The following is a 24,094-nucleotide window of genomic DNA, read 5'->3' as shown; positions in this document are numbered from 1 at the left end:
CCCCTAGCAGTGGGTTAACATTCCGGCAAGGAATACGCGGACGCCGCGCGCGCGGGATTGGCGCGGCGGTCCCACCGGGGAACGGCCTCACCGCTTCGCGTCCGACAATGTCTTGGGAGAAGTCTTCGTCTTGGAAGAAGTCTTCGCGATGTTGGAGCGGGCGAAGGGATTCGAACCCTCGACCCCAACCTTGGCAAGGTTGTGCTCTACCCCTGAGCTACGCCCGCGCCGCTCCCACGAAGGAGGCAGGGAGATACCGCACCCGCCCGGCGGAAAGCAAGCCCTCTGTTCGGGCTCCGCTTCGATTTTTCTTCACGGCACCCCATCGGCCATTCCGACGAGCCAAAGGAGAAAGTTAGGCTTAAAGTTATACCTCGCTCAATGCGATTGACTTCCCTGCGCGGACTGTGGAAATTGCCTCTCACAAAACAAAGGCCTTGAGGTCTGGGGAGGAAACCAAAAAAATCATGATGCTCCAAGAGCATTGGTCTGCCGCGCCGACCTTGTGTCCGGCCGCGGCATTTTTTTTGCCTGATGATGTTCTTTCCTGGACAGCGGTAATACCACTCCAGGCAAGGGGCGGGCGGGTTTTCCGTCCACCCGCCCATGACGGCCCGCGTCACAGCGTGATTCCGCCGGCCTCCAGATAGGGTTCCAGCTTCAGAGCCTCGACCGTCGTCCGCCCGGCGCGGAGCTGTTCGCGCAGCCCCTCCTCCATCCGTTCACGCTCCGCCGCCTTGGTGAGCGTGGCGAGGGCCTCGGCCTGGGGCACCACGACCACCCCGTCGTCGTCGCCGATCACGATGTCGCCCGGCGCGACCATCACGCCACCGCAGACGATCGGGGTGTTCACGTCACCGGCCGGCTGGGTCTTGGTGGTCCCCTTCATGCTGGTGCCCCGGCAGAAGACCGGAAAGCCCATGGCGCGGATGGCCGCGGCGTCACGCACGCAGCCGTCGATCACCAGCCCGGCCAGGCCGCGCCGGAGCGCCGCCTCGGTCAGGACGTCGCCCCAGGGACCGGCCTCGGTCATGCCCTTGAAATCGACCACCAGCACGTCGCCCGGTCGGGTCAGCGCCATGGCGGCGTGGATCATCAGGTTGTCGGTGGGGCCCCCGGCAACGGTCACTGCGGGGCCGAACAGCGTCATGCCCTGATACAGCGGCTTGATCGGAAAGGACATCGCGCCCTTCTTGCCCATCGCCTCGTGAAGCGTGGCCGGAGACTGGCCGCGGAAGGACGCGACCAGATCGGGAGCGGGGCGGGGAAACTCTTTGACGATGGTCATCACGCAAAGACCTTTCACGGCATGAAGGCCACCCGCCCCGGTTTTCCGAGTTGGGCTTGATACAGACGAAAAAGAGAATAACCGGGAAATCACTCGTCCTTGAAGGCTTCGTCGCGCCGCCGCCGCACCGTTGGCATCACCATCAGAACCAGAAGGAGGCCGGCGACGGCGAGCAGGCTGCCGCTGATCGGGCGGGTGGCGAAGACGGTGGGATCGCCCCCCGACAGCAGCAGGGCGCGTCCCAAATTCTCCTCCAGCAGGGGGCCCAGCACGAAACCCAGCATCAGCGGCGCCGGCTCGCAATCCAGCTTGCGCAGCGCATAGCCCAGGACGCCGAACAGGGCCATCAGCAAGACGTTGAAGGCGCTGTTGTTCAGCGTGTAGGTGCCGATGCAGCAGAAGACCAGGATGGCCGGGAACAGGTAGCCGTAGGGCACCCGCAACAGCCGCACCCACAACCCGATCATCGGCAGGTTCAGGACCACCAGGATCACGTTGCCGATCAGCATGCTGGCGATCATGCCCCAGAACAGCTCCGGCTGCTTGGCCATGATCTGCGGCCCCGGCGTGATGCCGTGGATGGTCATGGCGCCGATCATCAGAGCCATGATGGCGTTGGGCGGGATGCCCAGGCTGAGCATCGGGATGAAGCAGGCCTGCGAGGCGGCGTTGTTCGCGGCCTCCGGTGCCGCTACCCCCTCGATGGCGCCCTGGCCGAAGCGTTCCGGCCGGCGGGCCAGCTTCTTCTCCAGGGAATAGGCGGCGAAGGAGCCCAGCGTGGCGCCGCCTCCGGGCAGGATGCCCAGAAGCGCCCCCATCACCGTGCCGCGCACCGTCGCCGGCCAAGCCTGGCGGATGTCCTCGCGCTTCGGCCACAGGCTGGCGATGGGGGCGGTGGTCCGCCCGGCGCCGCCGGTCTGCTCCAGGCTGGTGATGATTTCGGCCAGCCCGAACAGGCCCATGGCGAGCGGCACGAAGTCGATGCCGTCGTAAAGCTGCGGCAGGCCGAAGGTGAAGCGGGTGTCGCCGGAATTGACGTCGGTGCCGACCATGCTCAGCAGAAGGCCCAGCAGAATCATCGCGATGGCCTTCACCACCGACCCGTGGGCCAGCGTCACCGCCCCGATCAAACCCAGCAGCATCAGCGACACATACTCCGCCGGCCCGAAGGCGAGCGCCACCCCGGCCAGCGGCGGTCCGGCCACGGCGATCAGGACGGTGGTGGCGATGCCGGCGAACAGCGAGGCGAGCGCCGCCGTGGCGAGCGCCACCCCGGCCCGACCCTGCCGCGCCATGGCGTGGCCGTCCAGACAGGTCACGACCGAGGAGGACTCACCCGGCAGATTCACCAGGATGGCCGTCGCCGATCCGCCGTACTGCGAACCGTAGAAAATGCCCGCCAGCATGATGAGCGCGCCGACCGGCGGCAGGTGGAAGGTCAGCGGCAGCAGCATCGCCACCGTCGCGGTCGGCCCCAGGCCAGGCAGCACGCCGATCAGGGTGCCGATCAGCGCCCCGCCGAAACAGAGCAGAAGATTGTCCGGGGACAGCGAGACCGACAGGCCGAGCAGTAGGTTTCCGAGAAGTTCCGTCATGGCCACACACGTAGCGGAAGGCCCAGGCCCCAGACGAACAGCGCGACGCAGCCCGCCGCCAGGACGGCGCCCAGCAGCGCCAGCGGAACCGGGCGCAGCGGCTGGCCGGCGAGATTGCCCAGCCCCACCAGGATGAGCACCGCCGGCACCAGCCCGAGCGTTTCCACCGTTCCGGCGAAAGCGAGAACCGCCATCGTCACGCCCATCAGAGGGCGCCAGCCCCAGGACGGCAGGGCGGCCCCGTGAGCCAGCAGGCCCCGTCCGGTGACGGTGCCGCCGGCTGCGACCATCAGCAGCCCGATCATCCGTGGGAAGAAGCCGGATTGCACAGAGGCGAGCGTCCCGGTCGGCCAGTCGCGCCCCAGCCACAGCGCGACCAGGCCGAAGGTCGTGATCAGCAGACCGGCGGCCAGATCCTGAGGAGCTCGACCCGGCGACCGCACTGCAAACGATCCGGCCGGAGCGGTCGTGTTGGACGGCGCGCTTTGCGGTGCTGTGGACGGGTCACGGGGACGGGAGGCGACGGACGAAGGGGGAGGGAGGTTTGAGAGGGGCAGGCTCGGCATGGGCTTCCGGCTTTCGGTGGGCGGATTTCCCGGGTGTGGTGGGCGGCAGGCACTGCAAGAATAAGGATAAAATTTAACAGAGAATCCTTATCTTCGGTTGGCTCGGCCTCCTATCAATAACGCCGAATCGGCTTTCGTCAACGACATACGCATATTTATGATGGCTTACTGATTCAATTTATCTCCTTTAAGGAGATATAGCATTAAATTATTCTTTCTAAGATTGAATTGATTTTGGAGAGTGGAGCCGGGCGACGACGGGCCGGACCGGGCGAGTTCTCCGATTGCCCTGTTGCCCCGCCGTGTGCCGGTCGCTACCCATGCTGCGCTGCCACCAGGGAGACCGAGGAATGACCCGCCGCCTGCGCCCGTGGACCGTTCTTGAAAGCCGCGAACTGCTCGATGCGGAGCCGTTCCTGAAGGTCCATGTCGAGACGGTGGAACTGCCCGACGGACGGGTCATCCGGGACTATTACCAGTTCGACATGCCGTCCTTCGCCTGCATCTTCGCCGAGACGGAGGACGGGCGGATCATCGTCTACCGGCAATACCGCCACGGCCCGCGGCGGGTGAATCTGACCTTTCCCGGCGGCCATCTGTCGCCGGGCGAGGATCCGCTGGAAGCGGCCCGGCGGGAACTTCTGGAGGAAACCGGCTTCGTCTCGGATCGCTGGACGGCGTTGGGGGGCTATACGGTCAACGCCAACCAGGGCGGCGCTTTGTCCCACATGTTCCACGCCGCCGGCTGCCGCCGGGTGGCCGAACCCAGCTCCGACGACCTGGAGGAGACCGAGATCCTGTTCATGACGCGGCAGGAACTGGTGGGCGCCATCGCGCGCGGCGACATCGCGTTGCTGACCCAGATCGCCCTGGTCAGCATGGTCTGGCAGGACGAGATCCGAGAAGCGGCGGCCGCCGGCCAGGCCGCCGCCGTTCCGGACCCGTGACGGTGCGACGGCCTCAGGTCAGATGGGCAAGCAGGTCGGCATGGCGGCCGATGGTGAGCGCGCCGGCATCGGTTCGCGTCACGCCGCCGCCCGGCGACAGCAGGGCCCGCAGGCCGACGCCGCCCGCTTGCGCCGCTTCCATGTCGGTCGGCTGGTCTCCCAGGAACACCGACCGGGCCAGATCGAGGTTAAGGCGGCGCGCCGCTTCCAGGATCATTCCCGGGTTGGGCTTGCGCCAGAAACTGTCGCGCGCGTAGGGAGCCACCGTTCCGGCTTTGTGGTAGGGGCAGTGGAACACCCCGGCCAGTTCGACCCCGCGCGCCTGGAACTCCCCGCGCATCCAGCCTGACAGCGCCAGGAAGGCCGGCTCCGTGTAGTAGCCCCGCGCAATGCCCGCCTGGTTGGTGATGACCGCGATGCGGAAGCCCCGGTCCACGGCGTGGCGGGCCAGATCAAAGACGCCGTCCATGAAGACGAAGCGTTCGCGATCACCGACATAACCGTGATCGACGTTCACGACCCCGTCCCGGTCGAGCAGAAGGGCCCGGTAAGGCATGGTGCAGCGGATTCCGTTTCCAATGGTGTCCTCCGTTTCTCATGAAACGCGGGGAACTCCAAGCCTGTGTTCGAGGGGGGATTCACGCGTCAAGCCGGTTCCGGCGTCACCCGGCCGCTCAGCCGGTCCAGGCGGGTTGCCGAGGCACGCCGGGCTTGTCGAGCCAGTTGCCCAGATAGCGGTTTCCGGCGTGGCGGATTTCCAGGAATCCCGCCGAGTCCGGGGCCGTTTTGTAGATCCGGAAGGTCTTCATGATGCCCAGGCTCGCCGCGCTTTCCAGCGGGCCGGCGAACCCCGTGTCGCGGTCTCCGAAATGGGGTTGTGCCGCCCAATGCCGCATCTGCGCGGCGTCCAGGAAAAAGCACCCGGCGTGCGGGTTGTTCGGCCGCTCGAAGGACACAGGAAGCCCGAGCGCATCGCCGGAGAAGCCGGGCCGGTCGGTCACCGTCTGCCAGGGGGCGGCGAAGTCGGCGGACATGTGCCCGTCGATGTAGAGCTTCTCCGCGGACCCCGCGCGGATCTCGTAGCGGTGCGGCAGAAGCAGCGCGTCCGGCCCGGCAAGCGACAGGAACCAGGCGAGCTTCGCGAAGAACAGCGGGTCCTGAAGGATCAGATCGTCCTCCATATAGCCGTACCAGTCGTAGTCGCCGATCCGTTCGGCCAGCACGCGGTGGCATTCGAACCCCAGCATCAGCGGCTCGGCCCCGGTCGGGCGGTGCTCGAAGAGGCCGGTGCCGGCGTTCAGGCCGTTCAGCGCGTGGCTGTCCCCGGTGGTGCAGACGACGAGGTCGAGCCGCGCCGAGGCCGACCGGTTGGCCCGCCGCCGGATGTTGTGCCGGCGGTTCATAAGCTGCGACTGCCTGGGCCCGAAGCTCCGGTGCAGCGTGGTCAGTACCTCCGCCAGGACCGCCCCGCGGCCGGCGGCGCCCGCCGCGGTCGATCCGTAGGCGCCCGATCCGGCTTGGGCGTAATGGGGAATCGCGATCAGCGCCTTCATCGTGGCCGTCTCCTTCCAGGGTCCGGAGGCTGGTCAGATCCGGGGTGACGGGGGATGCAGCGGATGAAAGGTCCGCACCTCGATGGCGGTGACGGCGATGCCGAGCATGCGGTCGTCGCCGACGCTCTGGTTGATCATCCGCGGGCTCATCGTGCGCGGCAGGATGATGCGCAGGCTGTGGCGCCCCTCCATGTCCGGCCGGGCGTCCGGATTCGCCCGCAGGCCCAGCACCCGGTCGTACCCGTCCGTGCTCAGGGTCACGGGATACTCGACGCCGTCGAGCGTGGCGCGGATGCCGTCCAGGATCGCCGGGTCGATCACCGAGGTCAGCCGGATGCGGATATCCGTGCCATGGTCGAGGAAGAAGGGCAGCCGCACCTCGCTCTCGGGTTCGGGACCGCTCCAGATGAATCCCCAGGACCCGTGCTCGATGTGCCGGACCACCTCCACCGCGTTCCAGCCGGTGGTGAAATCGGCCTGACCGGCTCCCGTCGCGCGGACGTCGAAGACGTGCCGCAGTTCCAGTCCGCGCAGCGTCACGGGCCGGTCGCCGGCCACCCGCCCGGCGATGGTCCAGACGCGGGTGGCGGGACCGCCGCCGGAGGCCGCCAGGGCAACGCCGCCGTCCTTTGCGCCGTCCGTCACGGCACGGTCGGTCACGGCGCCGGCGGCGTCCCGCAGAACCGCCTCCATCGCGACGGCGCCGGCCGGGGTCTCGGCATCCGCGAAGACCGGAACCACACGCACATGCGGGCCGCAGACGCTGCGGATGGGCACGGTCACCGAGGCGCCGGAATCGAGCCTGAGGGCGCCCCCGGTGTTCTCGAACGCCCCCGTGATCACGCACGAGCCGATGGCGGAGTCGGAAAGGCCCAGAACCGCTGCGGCCTCGGCTTCGGCGATCCCATTGCCGAGCACGCGCTGCAGCCGTGCCCCAAGGTCGGTGTGCGCCGCCAGGACCGGTGCGTTCCGTTCCTCCAGGAAACGCCGGACGACCGCCGAGCCGGTGCCCGGATCGGCTCGGAAGAGGTCTCTGCCCAACGTCCAATCCTCGGGCGTGGCGGGCTCCCCGGCGCACCAGGCGCGCAGCAGCCGGTTCAGGGCGCGCAGGCCGGCCGTCCATTCGACCGGCGCCCGTGGAGCGGAGGGCGGCTCGACGGGCAGAAGCCCCGGCGTGCGGTCGCCGAGCGCCGAACGCATCACCGCGGCAAGGCGGCTTTCGTAGAGACCGTCGTTTCCATTGTCCCGGCTGATGCGCCACGCGGCCTCGCCGGCGGTGCGGCGGGCTTCGGGAGACCGCAGAAGTTCGAGGATGCGGGCGGCATAGCCCGCCGTGTCGTCGAAGAGGGGAAATTCCGCGCGGTTGAAGCGCAACCCGCGCATGGCGGCGCTGGTGGCCACCACCGGCTTGCCGTGGGAGAGCGACTCCAGAGTCTTGATCGGGCTGCCGGCGCCGGATCGCATCGGCAACAGGACCACGCGCGCCGCGGCATAGAGCGGCGCCAGGGTCTCGACCCGACCGATCGGGAAGACCCCTGGAATATCCAGATTGGGGAAGGCGTCGCAGACGCTGCCGGCCAGGGCCAGGGTGACGCCGTGCGGGGCCAGCATATCGCGGTGGATGGTGTCCAGAAACCAGCGCAGGGCGTCGAGGTTCGGGCGGTGGGCGGAGCTGACGTAGAGCAGGTCGAGGGAGCCCGCGCCGCGCAGCCGCTCCAGCCACCCCAAATCCCTTCCGTCCCGCTGCAGGCCGCAGGAAACGGCCACCTCCGCCAGATCGACCGCCCCGGCCATGTCCGACAGGTCGACCGCGGGGTGGGCCGGCGGCTGCGGAATGTAGGTGATGGCGGGCGCCTTCAGCCGCTGGGACAGCCAATCGGCCTCGATGGGATTGATGGCGATGACGTGCCGGCAGTCCTCCAGCAGGGCGACTTCCATCTGCAAATCGCGGTCATCCACCTCGCGGTCGTTGTAGATGGCGTACTGGAAGGACTGTATGTCGTGGCTTTCGCACAGGATCGGCACGCCTTCGGGCAGAAGGCTCCGGACCAGCGGCAGGTTCTGCACATAGTTCAGGACGACCGCGTCGATCCGCTCGCGGTGGACCAGTTCGTGGAAGCCGGCGGGAACGGAGAAGGCGCTCCGGTAGCGGACATCCTCCACGAAGGAGCGTCCGCGATGGGCCGCCACGGCCTCCTCCGGACGGAACCGGACGCGTCCGGCCGACGGGCTGTAGGTGGCTGTCCACACGCTGTCCAGATCGAACCCGCGAACCTCTTCCCGCAACTCGCGCAGCCAGCGGCGCGTGTCCGCCGGCACCATGTCCGCCGTCATGCCGAGGAACAGCGCGTGCACCCGATAACCGTGGCGGAGCAGATGACGCAGCTGGTTGTGGGCGACCATGGACGCCCCGTTGCGCAGGACCATGGCCGTGCCGTCCATGACGAACAGCACCGACGGGCCGGAGGCGGAGGCAACCGGTGGAGCGGCGGCGAGCAGCGTATCGAGGAAGTTTTCCGGCGAATGGAAGCGCCGGTGGACGGGCGCGTGGGCCTGTGCCGCCGCCGACAGGGCGTCGAAGCGCTGCAGCGCCTGTTCCACGGCGACGGCGAGCCCGCCGGGATGCTCGAAGACGCCCCCCCGTTCCGCCGTGACCTGGTTGGCGAGCCAGGAGCCCTTGGACACCACCGTCACCTTGCCGCAGGCCAGGGCCTCGTTCAGCACCCCCGAGCTTCGCCCCGCATAGGCCTTGGGATCATAGGGCAGAACCAGCAGGTCGCCGGCGGCGAGAATGTCGTAATAGCGCTCCGCCGACATCGGTTCGTCGATGATCTCGACGCCGAAGGGGTACTGGCGCAGCTTGTTGCGCGCCTGGATGATTCCGGGTTCGCCGCCGGGCATGTTGAGATTGGACTGCACGACGAACCGGACGAGCCCGGGCTTGATCCAATCCTCCCACAGATGCCCGACCAGATCGGGGAGAAGATGGTAGCCCTTCTCCAACCGGGCATCGCCCAGATAGAAGATGGTTACGGGGCCGCCAGAGGAACCGCCAGGGGGCCGGCCGCGGTTCTCCACCAGCCGGTAGCGGAAGGGGATCGGCAGGACTCCGAAGTCCACCCCGGTCAGATCCCGGTGCATGCGCGCCAGCTCGACGGTGTCGCTGTGCAGGCGGCACTTCGCGCTCACCGCCGCCGACCGGCCGATCCGGCCCCAGATTTCCGAGACGCTGCGCAGGCCGTCCGGCCCGTATTCCTGGGGGTCGCGGCGCGACAGCAGATGGACGGTCGGCAGGGGACGGGCCTCGCAGGCCAGAAGCCCGTCGAAGAAGCGGAGAAGCTGGATGAATTCGACGGTGGAGACGGTGTGGACCAGGACATGGTCCTCCGGCCCGAGCCCCTCCTCCTCGATCAGCCGGACCAGCTCCTCAACGAAGCCTTCCGCGCGTTCCCAGTTGCTGGCTTCGCCCCAGCTGTGGCGGAACCAGGGAAGGATGCGGACATCGTCCCGGTTCGCCGCCACCGCGACCCGCCGGTTCGCCGCCACCGTCACCGACAGGCCGCGGTCCGCCGCCGCCTCGGCGATGGACATGTTGTATTCGTAGTGATGCCCTTCGTAGCCGATGAAGGACTGATCGACCAGAACGAGCCTGTGCATGGAGCATTCTTCCGCGGCGTGGAGGAACAAGGGACCGGAAGGCCTTGGGGACCGGTATCGGAGCGGTCTTTCACCAACGGGTCGCCGGCCCCGGGCGGCGGAGGGCCGCCGCCCGCGCCACCGGAATCAGACGTTGGAGAAGCGGCCGTTGCGGATCATGGTGTAGCCCTTGATCAGCTCGCGGATGCCATCGTCCAGCGACCAGTCCGGGGCGTAGCCCGTCGCCTCGATCTTGGCGTTCGAGACGATGTAGTCGCGCTTGTCCGGGTCTTCGCCGATGGCGGATTCGAGGAAGGTGAAGGCGGGGACCTGCTGCTTGATCCGCTCGCACAGCTCCAGCTTCGTCAGGTTGGCGGTGGAAAGGCCGACGTTGTAGGGCTGGCCGTTCATGGCGCCGTAATTGTCCAGCGCGTGCATGAAGGCCTTCGTCACGTCGCGCACATGGATGTAGTTGCGGCGGAAATGGCCTTCGAAGATGACCACGGCGCGGTCGGTCACCGCACGATAGGTGAAGTCGTTGACCAGCAGGTCGATGCGCATGCGCGGCGAGATGCCGAAGACGGTGGCCAGGCGCAGCGTGACGCCGTTGCCGGAATCGAGGATCGCCTGCTCGGCCTCGACCTTGGTCGTGCCGTAGAGCGAGATCGGGCGCAGCGGCGAGTCTTCGGTGCAGAAGCTGTCCTTTTCGCCGACCCCGTAACCGGAGTTGGTGGTCGGGTAGATGATCTTCTGCTCACGGCCCAGCCGCTTGACCAGCGCCAGGACCGCGTCGCGGTTCAGCGACGTGGCGCCGATCTGGTCGCGGCTGCACAGCGGGGCGCCGACCAGGGCGGCCAGCGGGATGACGCAGTCGGCCTTGGGCACCAGGGCGTCGAGCTGGCGTTCGTCGCGGGCGTCGCCGCGCACCGCGGTGAAGCCCGGATAACGGCAGGCTTCGGCAAGCTGGGTGCCGCCTTCGGTGAAGACGTCGAGGACGGTGACCTCGTGACCGGCGGCCAGGAGGGTGGGGACCAGGATCGACCCGATGTAGCCGGCGCCGCCGGTGACCAGAATGCGCATGCGAATTTCCTGTGATCGAGTGTCGTGAACGGGCGGGGTGCTGCGCCTGCCTTACCGCTCCCCGCCGGGCTGTGTCTCATCCGGCGTCGCGCCTGCGGCCTTCGCCGTCCGACGCCGCAACCGCTCCACGAAGGCGGGGGCCTCCGCGTAGGTCTCGGGAAGACCGATGTCGATGAAGGCTCCGTGGAAGGTCACCGCCTGCACGCGGCCTTCGGCCACCAAGCGCGGGATGATGTCCTGCTCCATCGAAAGCGGGCCGGGCGGGCGTCCGGCGAGAAGGGCGCGGTCCAGGACGTAGACGCCGGCGTTGATGGCGCCGCGGCCGCCGCCGGCGGCCTTCTCGGCGAACCCGGCGACCCGCGACCCGTCGAGCAGGACCCGCCCGAAGCGGCCGACATCGTCCACCTCGGTCAGGGCCAGGGTCAATCCGGCTCCGCTGGCCCGGTGGTGGGCGAGAAGCGCGTGGATGTCCATGTCGATCAGGCTGTCGCCGTTGGCGACCAGAACCGTTTCGGTCCTGGTGGCGGGCAGGGCGTTCAGCAGGGCGCCGCCGGTGCCGAGGGGCTCGGTCTCGACCACCCAGTCCACCGGCAGCGGGGGTGGGACGTCCCGGTAGTGGCGGATCACCGCATCGGCCAGATGGCCAAGCGCCAGGACGACGTGGCGGACGGCTCCGCTGGCGGCGTAGGCGCCGAGCAGATGGTCGAGGAAGGGCCGGCCGGCCACCGGTGCCAGAGGCTTCGGCACGTCGGAAACCACCGAGGCGAGCCGTGTTCCGCGTCCGCCCGCGAAGACGATGGCGTCGACCGGTCCGATGTCTGCAACGTTGCTGTCTGCGACCGGTTCGCCCGGCATCATGCGCAGCGCGCCTCGACCATCTCGCACAGGTAATGGTACAGGCAGAGATGAACCTGCTGGATCTCCGGGGTCCGGCGCGACGGAACCGCCAGCAGATGGTCGCACAGCGCGGCCATCTTGCCGCCGCCCTCACCGGTCAGGCCCACGGTCTTCATGCCGAGCGCCCGCGCCGTCGTCAGCGCTTCGATCACGTTGGCCGAATTTCCAGACGTGCTGATGCCGAGCAGGACGCCCCCCTCGACACCGTAGGCCTCCACTTGGCGGGAGAAGACGGTGGCGTAGTCGTAGTCGTTGCTCCAGGCCGTCAGGACGGCCGGATTGGAGGAGAGGCAGATCGCGTTGAGCGCGCGGCGCTCCTTCAGGAATCGTCCGACCAGCTCGCCCGTGATGTGCATGGCGTCGGACGCCGAACCGCCGTTGCCGCAGACGAGCAGCGGCCGGCCGGCCTTCAGCGCGTCGGCGATGGTGGCGATGGCGTCGTTCATGGCCTCGTCAAGGGCCGGGGTGCCCGTCCGCTGAATGAGGGCGGCCGCTTCGGCCAGATAGGAGGAAAGGCTCATCGACGGGTCAACGGCTGCCGTATGCACGGTGGGGAATGGGACAAGCGAATTTCAAGTCCGACTTGCGTCTGGCGCGACGATAGGTAGGACACCGGAGAGTGTCAAGAGCGGTTGAAACCGTACGCCGTGAAGCCGGACCGTGCGGACGCTTCTCCTGTCCGCGCTGATTTTTCCATTACTTTCCAGGCCTTCCGGACCGCTGCGGAACCCGGGCCGGCATGGCTGGACGGCGGGGCCGTTTCCCTGGTCCGGGGGGGCCCGCCGTTGTCACAAGGCTGGCGCTCCGGATCACTCCGCGGCGATCACGCCCAGCTTCCGCCAGAGGGCCAGACGGCGCGGCAGGGTGTTCGCCAGGATGCCCGACAGCCGCTTCTGCATGTCTTCCGGGGAGGTGAGCGGGGTGCCGTCCTCGGCGAACAGCTGGCGTTCGTTGGCGCGCAGCATGCCGGCGCAACAGGCGGCCAGACCGGCGATGTCGTCCGGAGCCACCCCGGACACCAGGGCCGCATGGACGAGACGGTCCAGATTGTCGGCGATGACCGCCGTTCCGATCGCCGGAGCCGCCAGAACCTGCATCTCCTCCTGGGACAGCGCGGTTTGCGCCAGGCTGCGGTTGAGTGCCCGCGCGGCATGCCCGTCCGTGGCCGATCCGCCGGCGACGGGGTGGGCGTGGTGGGTGGCCACCATCAGGGACAGGAGCTGCGACACCGTCGCGTGGCTCTGCTCCGCCAGGGCGGGCATGGCCGACAGTTCGGCGAAGCTGGGGGTGCCGGCGGACAGGGCGTCCAGAAGCGCGCCGCCGATGATCGGATCGCCGCGCAGCTCCCCGAGTGGAACCGGAAAGGCGAGCCGGGCCTCGTCGCGCGGCACGCTCAGGGTGAAGCGCCGCCGCCCCAGCGTGGCCCGAGCCGTGCGCTCATCCATCGGTTCCGGGCCGCGCACGAAGATGTCGCGCCGGAACGGCTGGTTCATGGCCAGCTCGCGCATCGCCTCGGCAAGCAGGGGGTCCGCGATCTCGGCGATCAGGGCACGCAGCTCCGGCCGCAGCGCCAGTTCGTCGTCGTTGAAGGGAATGGTCGCCGATCCGACGAAGCCCAGCTTCGCCCGCGCCATGTCGCGGGCCACGCGGGTGTGGTTGAGCGGTTCCCAATGGGCGTTCAGGTACTCGTGGGCCAGATAGCGGCGGTCCTGGCCCGCCATGACCGCCAGATGCTGCGCGGCGGCCGGGTTGGCCTGGAAATAGCCGGCGCCGGCGTCCTTGAGCCGGTTGAGGAAGGTCAGCGCGCCATCGATCTGCCGGTCGCTGCGGCCGGGAAAAGCCCGGGCGTGCTCCTGCATCAGGGACTGCATGGGGAGCAGCGGCGCCCAGCCCGACAGCGCGTTGTAGCTGACGTACACGACGCCGCCGGGTTTGACCGCGCGGGCGAGGAAGTCGACGATGGCCTGGCGGTTTTCGTCGCTGATCCAACTGTAGACGCCATGCAGCACGACGAAGTCGAACGGCTCCGTCGCCGCGGTGGTCCGGGCGGCCAGCTCCTGGAAGCTCTCCTCCCGGAACGTCACATTGGCAAGCCCCGCCCCGTCGGCCTGCCGGCGGGCGGCGGCGATGTGGGCGGGGTTGAAGTCGATTCCGGTGAAGTCGGCCTGCGGGTGGGTCGCGGCGAGAAGGTTGAGCGTGAGCCCCTGCCCGCAGCCGAGATCGCAATAGCGGAAGGGGGTGTCGACATCCGGCACACGGAACCCGGCGAGCTGGCAGACGTAGGAGAGATAGCCCGGCGCCAGATCGCGGTAGAAGCTGTTCGTGTAGGCGATGTCGGCGTTGTAGCCGTCGGACCAGAGAGTCATTGCGGCGTCCTTCCGGCGATCAGGTCGTCGATCAGGGCAAGGTGGCGGGGCATGGTGACGGTCCGCAGGTCGTAGCCTTCGACCACGGTGCGGCGGGCCTGTTCGCGCAGTTCCCGCATGCGGTCGGGATGGTCGAGCGCTTCGTCGATGCGCTCGGCCAGGGCGGCGGTGTCGAAGAAATCGACCAGCAGCCCGTTCTCCCGGTCGCGCAGCACCTCCTGCACCGGTGCGGTCGCCGACCCGATCAGCAGGCAGCCGGCGGCCATCGCTTCCAGGAACGACCAGGACAGGACGAAGGGGTAGGTCAGGTAGACGTGGGCCGAGGAGATCTGGAGGATGCTGAGGAAGGAGTGGTAGGGCACACGGCCCAGGAAATGGACCCGGCTCAGATCCAGGCCGTGCCCCACCTGATTCAGCATGATCTGGCGGTAGGTCTGCCCGTCCGGCGCCGGGGAGCCGTAGCTCACCTCGTCACCGCCGACGATCAGCACATGGGCCTTGGGCCGCCGCCGCAGGATGTCCGGCAAAGCCCGCATGAAGATGTGGAACCCGCGGTAGGGCTCCAGATTGCGTGCGACGTAGGTGATGACCTCGTCATTGGGGGTGAGGGTCAGGTTCGGGCCGTCCAGCCGAACCCACGCCTGCGGATCGGGCCGGACCCTGTCGGTGTCGATCCCCTCATGGATGACGCTGATGCGGCGGCGCGCGTGTTCCGGATAGAGCGACCATTGCCAGCGGGTCGGCGTCTGCCCCCAATCGGCGGCGTCGAGGCCGAGCAGGTTGACGATGTTCTTGGTGCGCACCCGCGGCGCATCGTCCAGCGTGACCGGGCTTATCGGATCGAAGGCGATGTCGGCCCCTTCGAAGCGGTAGAAGAATTCGAAATAGCCCAGCAGGGGAACATCCGGCCAGACGTCCTTGAGGTAAAGGGTCTCGCCCCAGCCGTTGTGGCCGATCATGATGTCCGGCCGGAAACCGTCCTTCTTCAGGCCCAGGCACCGTTCGTACAGGCTTTGTCCGAAGATCACCGCCTGTTCGACTTCGCGGATGTAATGGTGGGTGGACGGGTGCGGTTGGCGGTACGGCAGATAGCTTATCCGCTCGACCCCTTCGATGCTGTTCTGGCTGTCGTGCGACAGGAAGACCACGCGGTTGCCCGGCTGCGCCGCGAGATAGGCCGCGATGTGCTGGTACTGGCCCGGAAAGTTCTGATGGATGAAAAGATAATTCATGGCCCGACCATCGAATTCGAAGAGTCTGCGAAGCACGAAAGGAATGGGACGCGAGGCGTCGTGACGCCGGCATTCATGACCCGACACTCATGGCGTCAACGCTCATGAGGCCGGTTCCGGCCAGGGGCCGAAAACGGACAGCCATTCCATGGCGGCCGGCGGCCGGAAGGCGACAGCCAGCAGTTCGTGGTTCGGCCGCCGCAGGACCTTCACGGGGTCGAAGCCGGCCTCATACAGGACCTGTCCGAGGCTGCGGGCCGTGAAACCGGTCCGGTGGGCCATGTGGGCGTTGCCCTCGGCAATCGAGGGGCCATGACCGTAGAGCATGTCCAGCGGCATGATGGGGCCGAGCGACGACAGGTAAAGCGGTTGATCGATCCGGTCGGCCAGGATCGCCTCCGCCACCACCGCAAGATCGGGGACGGCGGCCAGAAAAGGCCCGCCCGGCTTCAGCACCCGCAGGCATTCCCGGAGCGCGGCGGGGACCTGGTGATGGTCCAGATGCTCGAGATTGTGCGAGGACCAGATGGCATCGACGGAACGGTCGGGGACGGGGGCCATGTCGGTGATCGACGCCACGATGTCCGCCTTGACGTTCGGGTCGATGTCCAGCCGGAACTCGTTCCATTCACCGGCCGGGAAGAGGTCCGCGACGCGATCCAGCGGTTCGTTTCCGCACCCGACGTGGAGGACGGTTTTGCGTGTGCCTGGCGGATGGGCGGAGCCCTGCGAACCAATGGACATGCTTCTGCTCACTCTGCTGTCGCTCCGCGGGCCATGGGGGATCGTGGGGTGCGCTTGGCGTCCGGCCTTGCGGCTCCGCCGTGCCGGCGGCGGAGCCGGTTGCTGGTTCCGCGGAGCGTCAGGCCGCCCCGGTCTTCTCGACGATGCGCAGCAGGAAACCTTCCAGCGCGTCGCCGACCGCGTCGGACCGGCAGGGCGACCCGTTGCGGCTGGCGGCCGGACGCTGCCCGCTGACGAAGGCGCCTTGATAGACGCAGTCGTAGCGCTCGGCGGCGCTGCCGCGCAGGCGGATGGCGAAGCCGATCAGCGGCGTTCCTAGGCCGCGGCTGCCGCACAGCTTGCCGCCGGCGATCCAGGGCGTTTCCCAGCCGTTGGCCGTCAGGCCCTTGTACTCGATGTCCTCCGGCGCCAGAAGGTCTTGCAGGGTGATGGAAAAGCCCTCGATCCAAAGCTGTTCGCCCAGCCGGCCGGCCCAGTCGGTTCCGGGATAGCGCAGATCCCCGCATTGCCGGATGTGGGCCATGACCTCGAACGGCACGGTGCGCGGCGTCTGGATCGCCGCGGGTTGGGAGGCGGCCGGAGCGGCGGCGGCCGTATCCAGGCGGGCCATCTGGATGCTGAGGCTGTTGTCCGGCTGGCCGCTGTCCTTGTAGGAGGTCAGGATCATCTGGACCGGCTCGCCCTCGACCTTGACGACCAGGGCGTCGCCTTGGTTGACCAGCCATCCGTCGTTCAGCGACCCCAGGAGGGTGGCGCGCCCACCCTGGCCGGTCGGCACCGGGGCCAGATGCAGGCTCGGCAGCGGCATGCCGCCCGGCTCGGCGACGCTCCTGCCGCTCACCACGACGACCGAGAACAGGCCCGGAGAGAAGGTGATTTTCTGCGCGGTGGCGACGATCTGCGTGGGTTGGGCGCCGGTCGCGGGAGAGGAGGTGGGGCCAAGCATGGGCGGCATTCCATCAAAGTGTTGCGAACGAGCGGAGCTGTGCGCAGGCTCCACGTGGGGTAAGGCACGGGACGGCCGAATCGCGAACCCCGAGGCCCCGGTGGCCTGGAGTGCTACGCCAGACCGCGCGGACAGGTCAAGGATGCCAAGGAGCGCGTCATTGATCGCCGGAGCGGGAAGATCCGGGTCCAGAAGATGGCCGCCGCCCCGCTTGCGGATGCGTTCGCCGATTGCGCCCAGATCGAACGCCACCACCTCCAATCCGGCCTGCCAGGCGGTGGACAGGGCATAGCACCAGGTTTCCGGGCAGATGGACGGAAGAAAGGCGATGTGGGCGCCCTGGGCGCGAACCAGAGCCAGGGCCTCCTCCTCATCGTAGCGGCCGGTCACGAACACATGGCCGGTGGCGAACAGGGGGCCGTCGTCGTCGGTGTAGCCGACGATGGTGAAGTCCAGGGGCAGACCGCGCCTTGCGGCGTCACGCGCGCATTCCAGAAGGACGCGGCGCCCCTTGTGGTCGCCGACGGCACCGATCAGGCACACCGTCCAACGCCCGTCGGGGGCGCGGCGCGGGCGCGGCTCGGGAGCCGGGGCCACGTCGTCCCAAGGCTCGACGACGATCGGCGAGGGCGGCACATGGCGCGCAAGGCGCCGGGCCACGTCTTCGCTCGGCACCACCACCCGGTGGGCGCCGGCGGTCAGGCGGCCGGAGCGGCGGCGGAGATCGGCGACCGTGATCGCCTCTTCGATCCGCGGTCCCGGCTGTACGGCGCAATGTTCGCACAAGGCCAGGGCGGGCTCGCCGCAATGGCGCCCTTCCGGTCCGATCATGGTGATGCGCGGGCAGATCCAGCTGTAGTCGTGGATCACCATGTCATAGGGAACGCCGAGCCTGGCCGGCAGATCGAGCACCACCGGATCATGGTTCAGAGTGTGGTGGATTTCCACCCGTCCGACCCCGGCGCGGCGGAGCACGCCGGTCAGTTCGTCGATCTCCGCCGCCGTCCGGAACAGGAGGTGCCGCAGGTCCCGCCGTTCCGGATCCTCCAGGCGGCACCATTCCGGGGGCAAGTCCTCCTCGAGTTTGCAGGGGGACAGGAGAAGGGGACGGAGGCCGTCCCGCGCGTGGCGGCGGCAGCGCTCCCCGATGTGGCGGGACACGCCGCCCCCGAGGTCGAGGTTGATGAGAAGCACCGAGGGGACCGCCGGCCCGTCGAACCAGCGCGCCAGATCCATGCGGCGACGCGCTTCGGCCAGCGGGTCCGCCTTCAGGAAATCCCCGATCAACCGGTCATAGCCCGGATGCAGCTGGTTCAGCACCCGGATGTTGCGCCACATCAGAACCCGCTTGCTGCGGCCGAAGGAGCGGCCTCCGATGTGGGCCACGAAAACATCCGCCGCCGCGACGTGGCGCCATCCCAGGCGCCGGGCGCGGAGGCAGAAGTCATTCTCCTCGCCGTAGCCGCGCCCGAACAGGATCTCCTCGAACGGGCCGGTTTCCGCCAGGCAATCGCGCCGGATGTAGGTGCAGAAGGCAACCGCCGTCGGAAGGTCGATCACCGTGCCGGGATTGGCGCGGGACGCGGCGCGGTGCAGGGCTGCGGTCTCGGCGGCGGAGGGCAGGGACGGCCCGCCGGTCTCCTCCTCGTCGGTGCCGGGATAGCTGAGGATCGTCGCATCGTTGGAAAAGGGCGTCGCCGTTCCGATGTCGGGCGCGGCGTAGGCCGCCGCCCGCAGCCGCGGCAGCCAGTCCCCGGTAACCAGCGTGTCGGCGTTCAGGACCACCACATCACGGTCCGGATGAAGCCGGAAACCCCGGTTGACGGTGGCGGGAAAGCCGAGATTGCGGTCGTTCGACAGCAGCGTGATCCGGCCCTGGTCGGCGAGGGCGGCGAGATCCCGCACGAGTTCCGGTTCGGGGCTGGCGTCTTCGACGACGACGACGGTGCAGGGCAGGCCGGCGACCGTCTCCAGGACGCTGGACAGGCACGCCATGGTTTCCCGGTGTCCCGCATGGACCGGCACGATGATGTCGATCATGCCCGCCGACGCTTCCGGAGGCGCGGTGCGGCGGGGGCGGGGGCCGATTGGAACGGGGCGCTGGGCGAGCGCGAGCCGCGTCGCCTCGTCCGATGCGCCGGCCCGGGTGACCAGGGCATGCTCCGCCGCGGCCTGATCGGGCCAGAACACGGGGGAGCCGGCCAAGGGAGTAGCGGCCGGACCGGCGGAGACGGTCAGCCAGCCGGACGCCAAGCCGGATTCCCCAAGCTCAACCGAAAATCCTTGCCGCCCATCCTCCAGGCCGAGAAAGGGGGCGTCGCTCACGGGCTGGTCGGGAAACAGGACGATGCTGTGTCCCGCCGCATCGCTGATGCGCAGTTCCGCCGGGCTCTGCGGGTCGGAGGGCAGCCACGCCCAGCCTTGCAGACGGTCGCCGTCCAGAAACACCGCGCCTTCCGCCTCAAGGCGGCGGGGAAGGCGCACCGGGCTGCCGATGAGAGGCGTCCCGTCGACGGTGATGGTGACGTCGGCCCTTCCGGCGCCGTCCAGGACGTCCGGTCCCAGGACGACGCTGAACCGCGCGCGGGGCGATGCCGCGTCGGGGGCGGGGTGGCCAAAGCGCCGGAGGAAGGCGTCGAGCGGCAGGGCAAGGAGGGGGCCGGTCGGGGTGACGATCCGCACATCGGCCGCCGGCGGGCCCTCCGCGTCGCGCCGGCGCAGGGCGCCTTCGATGCGGGAGTCCCGATCCGCCGCCATCCAACCCGGCGCTTCGGCGGCCTGGACCAGATGGTCGGCCAACGACGGCAGGAGCGGGACCGCCGATACGGGGGTTTGGGCAAGAAGCCGTTCGATCAGAGGCCTTGCGCCGGCCGTGTCGCCACGCAGCATCCGGGATTGGGCAAGGGCGGCGCGCGGCATGGCGAGCGGTGTCGCCTCGACGGCTGCGGCAAGCCGGAGCTCCGCCTCGTCCGGGCGCCCGGCCGCGATCAGCAGGGCTCCGTACAGGGCGGCCAGGGAATGATCCTTCGGGGTGAGGCGGAACGCCCGTTCCGCCCAACGCAGGGCGCCGCCGAGATCGTTGCGGGCCACGGCGCATTGCGCCAGGGCCACCGCGGCCTGGCTGTGCCTGTCCTCGTCCCCCAGAAGCTGAAGGGCGAGGGCCTGCGCTTCAGCAAATCGGGACTCGGCCAGCAATGCGCTCAGACGTTGACCGGCGGTGGTCAGCCAGGGTGTCCGTGTCATGGGGACCGGCAGGTAGGGGCGGCGAGATGGCCTGCGATGACGGGGGCGCTCTCCGACCATGCCGGAAAATGCGATCCCTGGCTTGGGCAAAAATCGAGCCTGAATGAATCCGGCTTTGGATGAGCACCGTTCTGAATAGACCCTGCGCTGAAAAAATTTGGGCCTGCCGAGCGCTCGGCAGGCCCAAGTCGTCAATAGCGGGGTTTATTATCCAACGAGGATCGAACCGTTCAGCGTCGACTTGTCGGTCACGCCGGAGAGCAGGATCGTGGTCTTGTCGGACAGGGTGATCACGACGCCGGCCGAGGAGGCGGTGGCGCTGTTCAGCACGCTCGACGCGGTGATGCCCGAGTAGCCGGTGATCGCCAGGGTGTCCGTGCCGGCCTTGAAGTCGGCGATGACGGACTTGCCGCCGCCGAAGACGGAGCTGAACACGAAGAGGTCACGGCCGTCGCCGCCGACCAGGGCGTTCGTGCCCTTGCCCGCGAAGATGACGTCGTTGCCGGCGCCGCCGGAGGCCAGCAAGGTGCCGGTCGAGGACGAGCCCGCGAAGATCGTGTCGTTGCCGGCGCCGCCCAGCAGGGTGGTGTTGCCCGAACCACCCACGAACATGCTGCTGGTGGAGCCGCCGAAGATCACGTTGTTGCCGGCGGCGGCGGACACGGTGCCCGAACCCGTCAGGGCGATGGTGTTGTTGCCGCCCGCCGCGATGATCGTGTCGCTGGTGCCCGACGAAACGATGGCGTTGGTGCCGCCGAACGCCGCAACGATGTTGTTGCCCGAGCCGGAGGTGATGGTGTTGTTGCCGGCCGCCGCGATCACGGTGTCGTCGCCCGAGCCGCCGTAGATGTTGAAGCGGCCGTTGCCCGAAGCGGCGGTGCCCAGCAGCTGGCCGCCGGCGCCGCCGATGACGGTGCCCGAGCCCGTGCCGGTGGTGATCGTGGTGCCCTTGACGTCGTTGGAGGCGATCAGCTCGTTGTTGCCGGTGCCGCCGATGACCGTGGCCGCGGTCGGGGCCGTCAAGACGATGCCCGAACCGGAACCGCCGCCCAGGGTGATCGGACCCGTGGAAGCGTCGTTCACGGACACGACCTTGGTCAGATCGAGCCCGGAGGTCTGCACCAGGGTCGGGTTGGAGAGAACCGAGCCAACGACCGTCGAGGTAACCCCGATGCTGGTCGGATTGGAGACACCCCCGGAAAGCGTAACCGCAGTCGCCATCGTTAAACCCCCGCTAATGAATTACCCCTAAGGTCTAGGGCAGTACATACAGTAACCTTTTTCGCGTCGCAAGAGCGAAGTGAGTGTCCAAAAAGGTTATCACGTCTATGATAAGCATGCGTGTTTTCGGCGGAGTCGCGTGAAAAGAGCATGTGTGAGAAGAGGCGGCAGGTTGCGGGTGTGGGGCTCCGGCATGGGTATGTTGCATTTTTGAAACCGGGCGGAACTACCATCCTTGGGCGGTTCGTTATCCGCAGCTTCTGCGTGGAGGGGAATCCGTTCAAGGAATTTGGCGGCCTGGGCCGGGCCAATTGCTTGGATGTGCGCGAAATGTTTGATAGGAAGAGGGAATGCTTGGCTGTAGCGCAAGGCGCAGGCTTCTTTTCCGCACGGATCAGGCGCGGACCGACCTTGGCAATGTTATGGTCATGAAACGGGACCGCGGCTCCCGGGCGTTTCCGAACATTTGATCATCCGCTCCAAACGGCCGATGCCGGTCAAAAACGAGAAAGCTCCGCCCGCCGCCATGCGCATTCTCTTGCTGTCGCGCTACGGTCAGATGGGGCCGAGCAGTCGCCTTCGGCATTACCAGTTCGTGCCGGCGCTGAGATCCTCCGCCATGATGGTGGATGTGGCTCCTTTGCTTCCCGATTCTTATCTTCTTGCGCTCTATGCCAATGAACCGCGCAGCGCTGTTCAGATCGTCGCGTGCTATGTCCGGCGTCTGCGCGCCCTCCTGAAGGGTGGGCGCTACGATCTCCTGTGGATCGAGAAGGAGGCTCTGCCGTGGCTTCCCTATGGAATCGAGCGCCTTTTCCTGGGAAGCCGGGTTCCTTACGTGATCGATTACGACGACGCCTGGTTCCATATCTATGACCGCAGCCGCTGGGCCTTGGTGCGGAGGATATTGGGAAGCAAGCTCGACCGCCTGATGCGGCATGCGGCGATGGTGACGGTCGGCAACGGTTATCTTGCCGAGCGCGCCTGCCAGGCCGGGGCCGCGCGAATCGAAATCCTGCCCACCGTGGTCGATTTGGCCCGCTACCCGGATTCGCCTCCGCGTCCCGCCCTGCAGCCCCCGGTGATCGGCTGGATCGGTTCCCCGATCACCGACCGCTACCTGGATCTGGTGGACGATCCTCTGCGCCGGGTCATTGCCCAGTCGGGCGCGCGGCTGAGCCTGGTCGGTGCTTCGCCCTCGGCGCTGAGCGCCCTGTCTCCCGAGCGCCATGCCTGGCGGGAGGACACCGAGGGGCAGCGGATCGCCGAGTTCGACATCGGAATCATGCCCTTGACGGACACGCCCTGGGAATGGGGCAAATGCGGGTACAAGCTGATCCAGTACATGGCCTGCGCCAAGCCCGTGGTCGCGTCCCCGATCGGCGCCAACCGCGAGATCGTCGAGCACGGCGTCAATGGTTTCCTGGCGGAGACGCCGGCCGAGTGGGCCGATGCCCTGCGTCGTCTGGCCTTGGACGCGGGTCTGCGCCACCGTATGGGAGCCGCCGGCCGGGACAAGGTGGAGCGTCTCTATTCCCTCGACCGTGCCATTCCCCATCTGATCGACGTCCTGCGCACCGCGGCCGGCCGCGACGGTGCGGAAGCCGGGCCGCGGTCGCCCTGAGTCCCCGACGGACCGGGCTATCCCTTCCTGGACAGTCCCCACCAAGGAGAGCCCACCAAAGAGGAAAGGTGCCCGTCCCGCCCTCATTATACAGTCCGGCGATTGCGCGGAGCGGATGAAGAGGGGCCGGAGATATGAGCGGACGGGCAACGGTTCTGGTGACGGGCGGTGCCGGATACATCGGTGCGCATGCGGTGCTGGCGCTTGCCGGGGCGGGATACCGGACGGTGGTGCTCGACGATCTGTCCACCGGACGGCGCGCGGCGGTTCCGGACGGGATTCCGTTCATCCAGGGCAACGCCGGCGATCCGGACCTGCTCGCCGATGTCCTGGAGCGGCATGCCATCGGCACGGTCATGCATTTCGCGGGATCGATCGTCGTCCCCGAATCCGTGGACAAGCCCCTGGCCTATTACCGGAACAACACGCTGAACAGCCACGCCCTGATCGAAGCCTGCGTGCGGGCCGGCGTGAGCCGGTTCGTCTTTTCTTCCACCGCGGCGGTGTATGGCGTTCCCGAGCGGCTGCCGGTCAGCGAGGACTCGCCGACGCTGCCCATCAATCCCTATGGCCGATCCAAGCTGATGACCGAATGGATGCTGCGCGACACGGCGGCGGCCCACGGCTTGCGGTTCATGGCCCTGCGTTACTTCAACGTGGCCGGCGCCGATCCGCAGGGGCGCGCCGGGCAATGCTCTCCCGTCGCCACCCACCTCATCAAGATCGCCGGTGAGGCGGCGGTGGGCAAGAGGTCCGAGGTGCTGCTGTTCGGCGACGACTACCCGACACACGATGGAACCTGCGTTCGCGACTACGTCCATGTCTGCGATCTGGCCGACGCCCATGTCGCCGCGGTTCGTCACCTTGAAAACGGCGGGGAGAGCGGAATCCTCAACTGCGGCTATGGGCACGGCTATTCGGTGAGGGAGGTTCTGGATGCGGTGGAACGGGTGGCCGGTCACCCGCTGCCGGTGCGGATCGCGCCGCGCCGCGCCGGCGATCCGCCGGAGCTGGTCGCCTCCAGGGAACGCATCACCGACACGCTGAACTGGCAGCCGCAGCATGACGATCTCGACACCATCGTGCGCACCGCGCTCGCCTGGGAACGGCGTCTGGCCGATGGCGGCTGAACGGCGGCGCCCGATGCCTGCCATCG

The 24,094-nt window shown here is 68.0% G+C and carries 17 protein-coding genes and 1 tRNA gene; 3 read left to right on the top strand and 15 right to left on the bottom strand.

Annotation, left to right across the window (positions count from 1 at the left end; all coding sequences use genetic code 11):
- Positions 1 to 152 precede the first annotated feature (152 nt).
- From ABVN73_RS27550 to ABVN73_RS27535, 4 genes are all read right to left on the bottom strand, one after another.
- Positions 153 to 227: transfer RNA gene (locus tag ABVN73_RS27550), tRNA-Gly, on the bottom strand.
- A gap of 392 nt (positions 228 to 619) precedes the next feature.
- Positions 620 to 1,288 (bottom strand): 4-carboxy-4-hydroxy-2-oxoadipate aldolase/oxaloacetate decarboxylase, encoded by a 669-nt coding sequence (locus ABVN73_RS27545; RefSeq protein WP_353861943.1) that lies wholly within the window; start codon positions 1,286 to 1,288, stop codon positions 620 to 622.
- A gap of 89 nt (positions 1,289 to 1,377) precedes the next feature.
- Positions 1,378 to 2,883: a tripartite tricarboxylate transporter permease gene (locus ABVN73_RS27540; RefSeq protein WP_353861942.1), complete on the bottom strand. Its 1,506-nt coding sequence runs from the start codon at positions 2,881 to 2,883 to the stop codon at positions 1,378 to 1,380.
- Positions 2,880 to 3,326: a tripartite tricarboxylate transporter TctB family protein gene (locus ABVN73_RS27535; protein WP_353861941.1), complete on the bottom strand. Its 447-nt coding sequence runs from the start codon at positions 3,324 to 3,326 to the stop codon at positions 2,880 to 2,882. The genes ABVN73_RS27540 and ABVN73_RS27535 overlap by 4 nt, the downstream gene beginning before the upstream one ends.
- A 473-nt stretch (positions 3,327 to 3,799) precedes the next feature.
- Here ABVN73_RS27535 and ABVN73_RS27530 point away from each other — a divergent pair, with 473 nt between their 5' ends.
- Positions 3,800 to 4,396, top strand: coding sequence for an NUDIX hydrolase (locus ABVN73_RS27530; protein WP_353861940.1), 597 nt, complete (start codon positions 3,800 to 3,802; stop codon positions 4,394 to 4,396).
- A gap of 13 nt (positions 4,397 to 4,409) precedes the next feature.
- Here the strand turns inward: ABVN73_RS27530 and ABVN73_RS27525 are convergent, their stop codons facing one another.
- The 11 genes from ABVN73_RS27525 to ABVN73_RS27475 form a co-directional block, all read right to left on the bottom strand.
- The gene (locus tag ABVN73_RS27525) at positions 4,410 to 4,952 is read right to left on the bottom strand and encodes an HAD family hydrolase (RefSeq protein WP_353861939.1); all 543 of its coding nucleotides are present in this window, start codon (positions 4,950 to 4,952) and stop codon (positions 4,410 to 4,412) included.
- Positions 4,953 to 5,070: 118 nt separating this feature from the next.
- Positions 5,071 to 5,949 carry a hypothetical protein gene (locus ABVN73_RS27520; protein WP_353861938.1) on the bottom strand — a complete coding sequence of 293 codons (879 nt, stop codon included), beginning with the start codon at positions 5,947 to 5,949 and terminating at the stop codon, positions 5,071 to 5,073.
- A 33-nt stretch (positions 5,950 to 5,982) separates the two neighbouring features.
- Positions 5,983 to 9,606: a glycosyltransferase gene (locus ABVN73_RS27515; protein ID WP_353861937.1), complete on the bottom strand. Its 3,624-nt coding sequence runs from the start codon at positions 9,604 to 9,606 to the stop codon at positions 5,983 to 5,985.
- 126 nt (positions 9,607 to 9,732) lie between these two features.
- Entirely contained in the window at positions 9,733 to 10,665 is a 933-nt protein-coding gene (locus ABVN73_RS27510; RefSeq protein WP_353861936.1) for an NAD(P)-dependent oxidoreductase, read from the bottom strand.
- Between the two features lie 51 nt (positions 10,666 to 10,716).
- Entirely contained in the window at positions 10,717 to 11,412 is a 696-nt protein-coding gene (locus ABVN73_RS27505; protein WP_353861935.1) for a sugar phosphate nucleotidyltransferase, read from the bottom strand.
- A gap of 107 nt (positions 11,413 to 11,519) precedes the next feature.
- Entirely contained in the window at positions 11,520 to 12,083 is a 564-nt protein-coding gene (locus tag ABVN73_RS27500) for an SIS domain-containing protein (protein WP_353861934.1), read from the bottom strand.
- 288 nt (positions 12,084 to 12,371) lie between these two features.
- The gene (locus ABVN73_RS27495; RefSeq protein WP_353861933.1) at positions 12,372 to 13,928 is read right to left on the bottom strand and encodes a class I SAM-dependent methyltransferase; all 1,557 of its coding nucleotides are present in this window, start codon (positions 13,926 to 13,928) and stop codon (positions 12,372 to 12,374) included.
- The gene (locus tag ABVN73_RS27490; RefSeq protein WP_353861932.1) at positions 13,925 to 15,160 is read right to left on the bottom strand and encodes a glycosyltransferase family 4 protein; all 1,236 of its coding nucleotides are present in this window, start codon (positions 15,158 to 15,160) and stop codon (positions 13,925 to 13,927) included. Before ABVN73_RS27490 ends, ABVN73_RS27495 begins: the two co-directional genes overlap by 4 nt.
- Before the next feature lie 102 nt (positions 15,161 to 15,262).
- Positions 15,263 to 15,904 carry a class I SAM-dependent methyltransferase gene (locus ABVN73_RS27485; RefSeq protein ID WP_353861931.1) on the bottom strand — a complete coding sequence of 214 codons (642 nt, stop codon included), beginning with the start codon at positions 15,902 to 15,904 and terminating at the stop codon, positions 15,263 to 15,265.
- Positions 15,905 to 16,022: 118 nt separating this feature from the next.
- Positions 16,023 to 20,093 carry a glycosyltransferase gene (locus ABVN73_RS27480; RefSeq protein ID WP_353861930.1) on the bottom strand — a complete coding sequence of 1,357 codons (4,071 nt, stop codon included), beginning with the start codon at positions 20,091 to 20,093 and terminating at the stop codon, positions 16,023 to 16,025.
- A gap of 207 nt (positions 20,094 to 20,300) precedes the next feature.
- Positions 20,301 to 21,314: a calcium-binding protein gene (locus ABVN73_RS27475; RefSeq protein ID WP_353861929.1), complete on the bottom strand. Its 1,014-nt coding sequence runs from the start codon at positions 21,312 to 21,314 to the stop codon at positions 20,301 to 20,303.
- 466 nt (positions 21,315 to 21,780) lie between these two features.
- Here ABVN73_RS27475 and ABVN73_RS27470 point away from each other — a divergent pair, with 466 nt between their 5' ends.
- Both ABVN73_RS27470 and galE read left to right on the top strand, forming a co-directional pair.
- Positions 21,781 to 22,938, top strand: coding sequence for a glycosyltransferase family 4 protein (locus ABVN73_RS27470; protein WP_353862046.1), 1,158 nt, complete (start codon positions 21,781 to 21,783; stop codon positions 22,936 to 22,938).
- A 134-nt stretch (positions 22,939 to 23,072) separates the two neighbouring features.
- Positions 23,073 to 24,068, top strand: coding sequence for a UDP-glucose 4-epimerase GalE (galE, locus tag ABVN73_RS27465; protein WP_353862045.1), 996 nt, complete (start codon positions 23,073 to 23,075; stop codon positions 24,066 to 24,068).
- Positions 24,069 to 24,094: the final 26 nt, after the last annotated feature.

It is taken from the genome of Azospirillum formosense, assembly GCF_040500525.1.
GTDB lineage: Bacteria > Pseudomonadota > Alphaproteobacteria > Azospirillales > Azospirillaceae > Azospirillum > Azospirillum formosense_A.
Note: the sequence above shows the minus strand (reverse complement) of the source record. Positions and strands in the feature narration are given on the sequence as shown.

Excerpts from the sequence above, each read along its gene's own strand:
- ABVN73_RS27545 (WP_353861943.1), bottom strand. The coding sequence starts at position 1,288 with ATGACCATCGTCAAAGAGTTTCCCCGCCCCGCTCCCGATCTGGTCGCG.
- ABVN73_RS27540 (WP_353861942.1), bottom strand. The coding sequence starts at position 2,883 with ATGACGGAACTTCTCGGAAACCTACTGCTCGGCCTGTCGGTCTCGCTG.
- ABVN73_RS27530 (WP_353861940.1), top strand. The coding sequence starts at position 3,800 with ATGACCCGCCGCCTGCGCCCGTGGACCGTTCTTGAAAGCCGCGAACTG.
- ABVN73_RS27525 (WP_353861939.1), bottom strand. The coding sequence starts at position 4,952 with ATGCCTTACCGGGCCCTTCTGCTCGACCGGGACGGGGTCGTGAACGTC.
- ABVN73_RS27520 (WP_353861938.1), bottom strand. The coding sequence starts at position 5,949 with ATGAAGGCGCTGATCGCGATTCCCCATTACGCCCAAGCCGGATCGGGC.
- ABVN73_RS27515 (WP_353861937.1), bottom strand. The coding sequence starts at position 9,606 with ATGCACAGGCTCGTTCTGGTCGATCAGTCCTTCATCGGCTACGAAGGG.
- ABVN73_RS27510 (WP_353861936.1), bottom strand. The coding sequence starts at position 10,665 with ATGCGCATTCTGGTCACCGGCGGCGCCGGCTACATCGGGTCGATCCTG.
- ABVN73_RS27500 (WP_353861934.1), bottom strand. The coding sequence starts at position 12,083 with ATGAGCCTTTCCTCCTATCTGGCCGAAGCGGCCGCCCTCATTCAGCGG.
- ABVN73_RS27495 (WP_353861933.1), bottom strand. The coding sequence starts at position 13,928 with ATGACTCTCTGGTCCGACGGCTACAACGCCGACATCGCCTACACGAAC.
- ABVN73_RS27490 (WP_353861932.1), bottom strand. The coding sequence starts at position 15,160 with ATGAATTATCTTTTCATCCATCAGAACTTTCCGGGCCAGTACCAGCAC.
- ABVN73_RS27485 (WP_353861931.1), bottom strand. The coding sequence starts at position 15,904 with ATGTCCATTGGTTCGCAGGGCTCCGCCCATCCGCCAGGCACACGCAAA.
- ABVN73_RS27480 (WP_353861930.1), bottom strand. The coding sequence starts at position 20,093 with ATGACACGGACACCCTGGCTGACCACCGCCGGTCAACGTCTGAGCGCA.
- ABVN73_RS27475 (WP_353861929.1), bottom strand. The coding sequence starts at position 21,314 with ATGGCGACTGCGGTTACGCTTTCCGGGGGTGTCTCCAATCCGACCAGC.
- galE (WP_353862045.1), top strand. The coding sequence starts at position 23,073 with ATGAGCGGACGGGCAACGGTTCTGGTGACGGGCGGTGCCGGATACATC.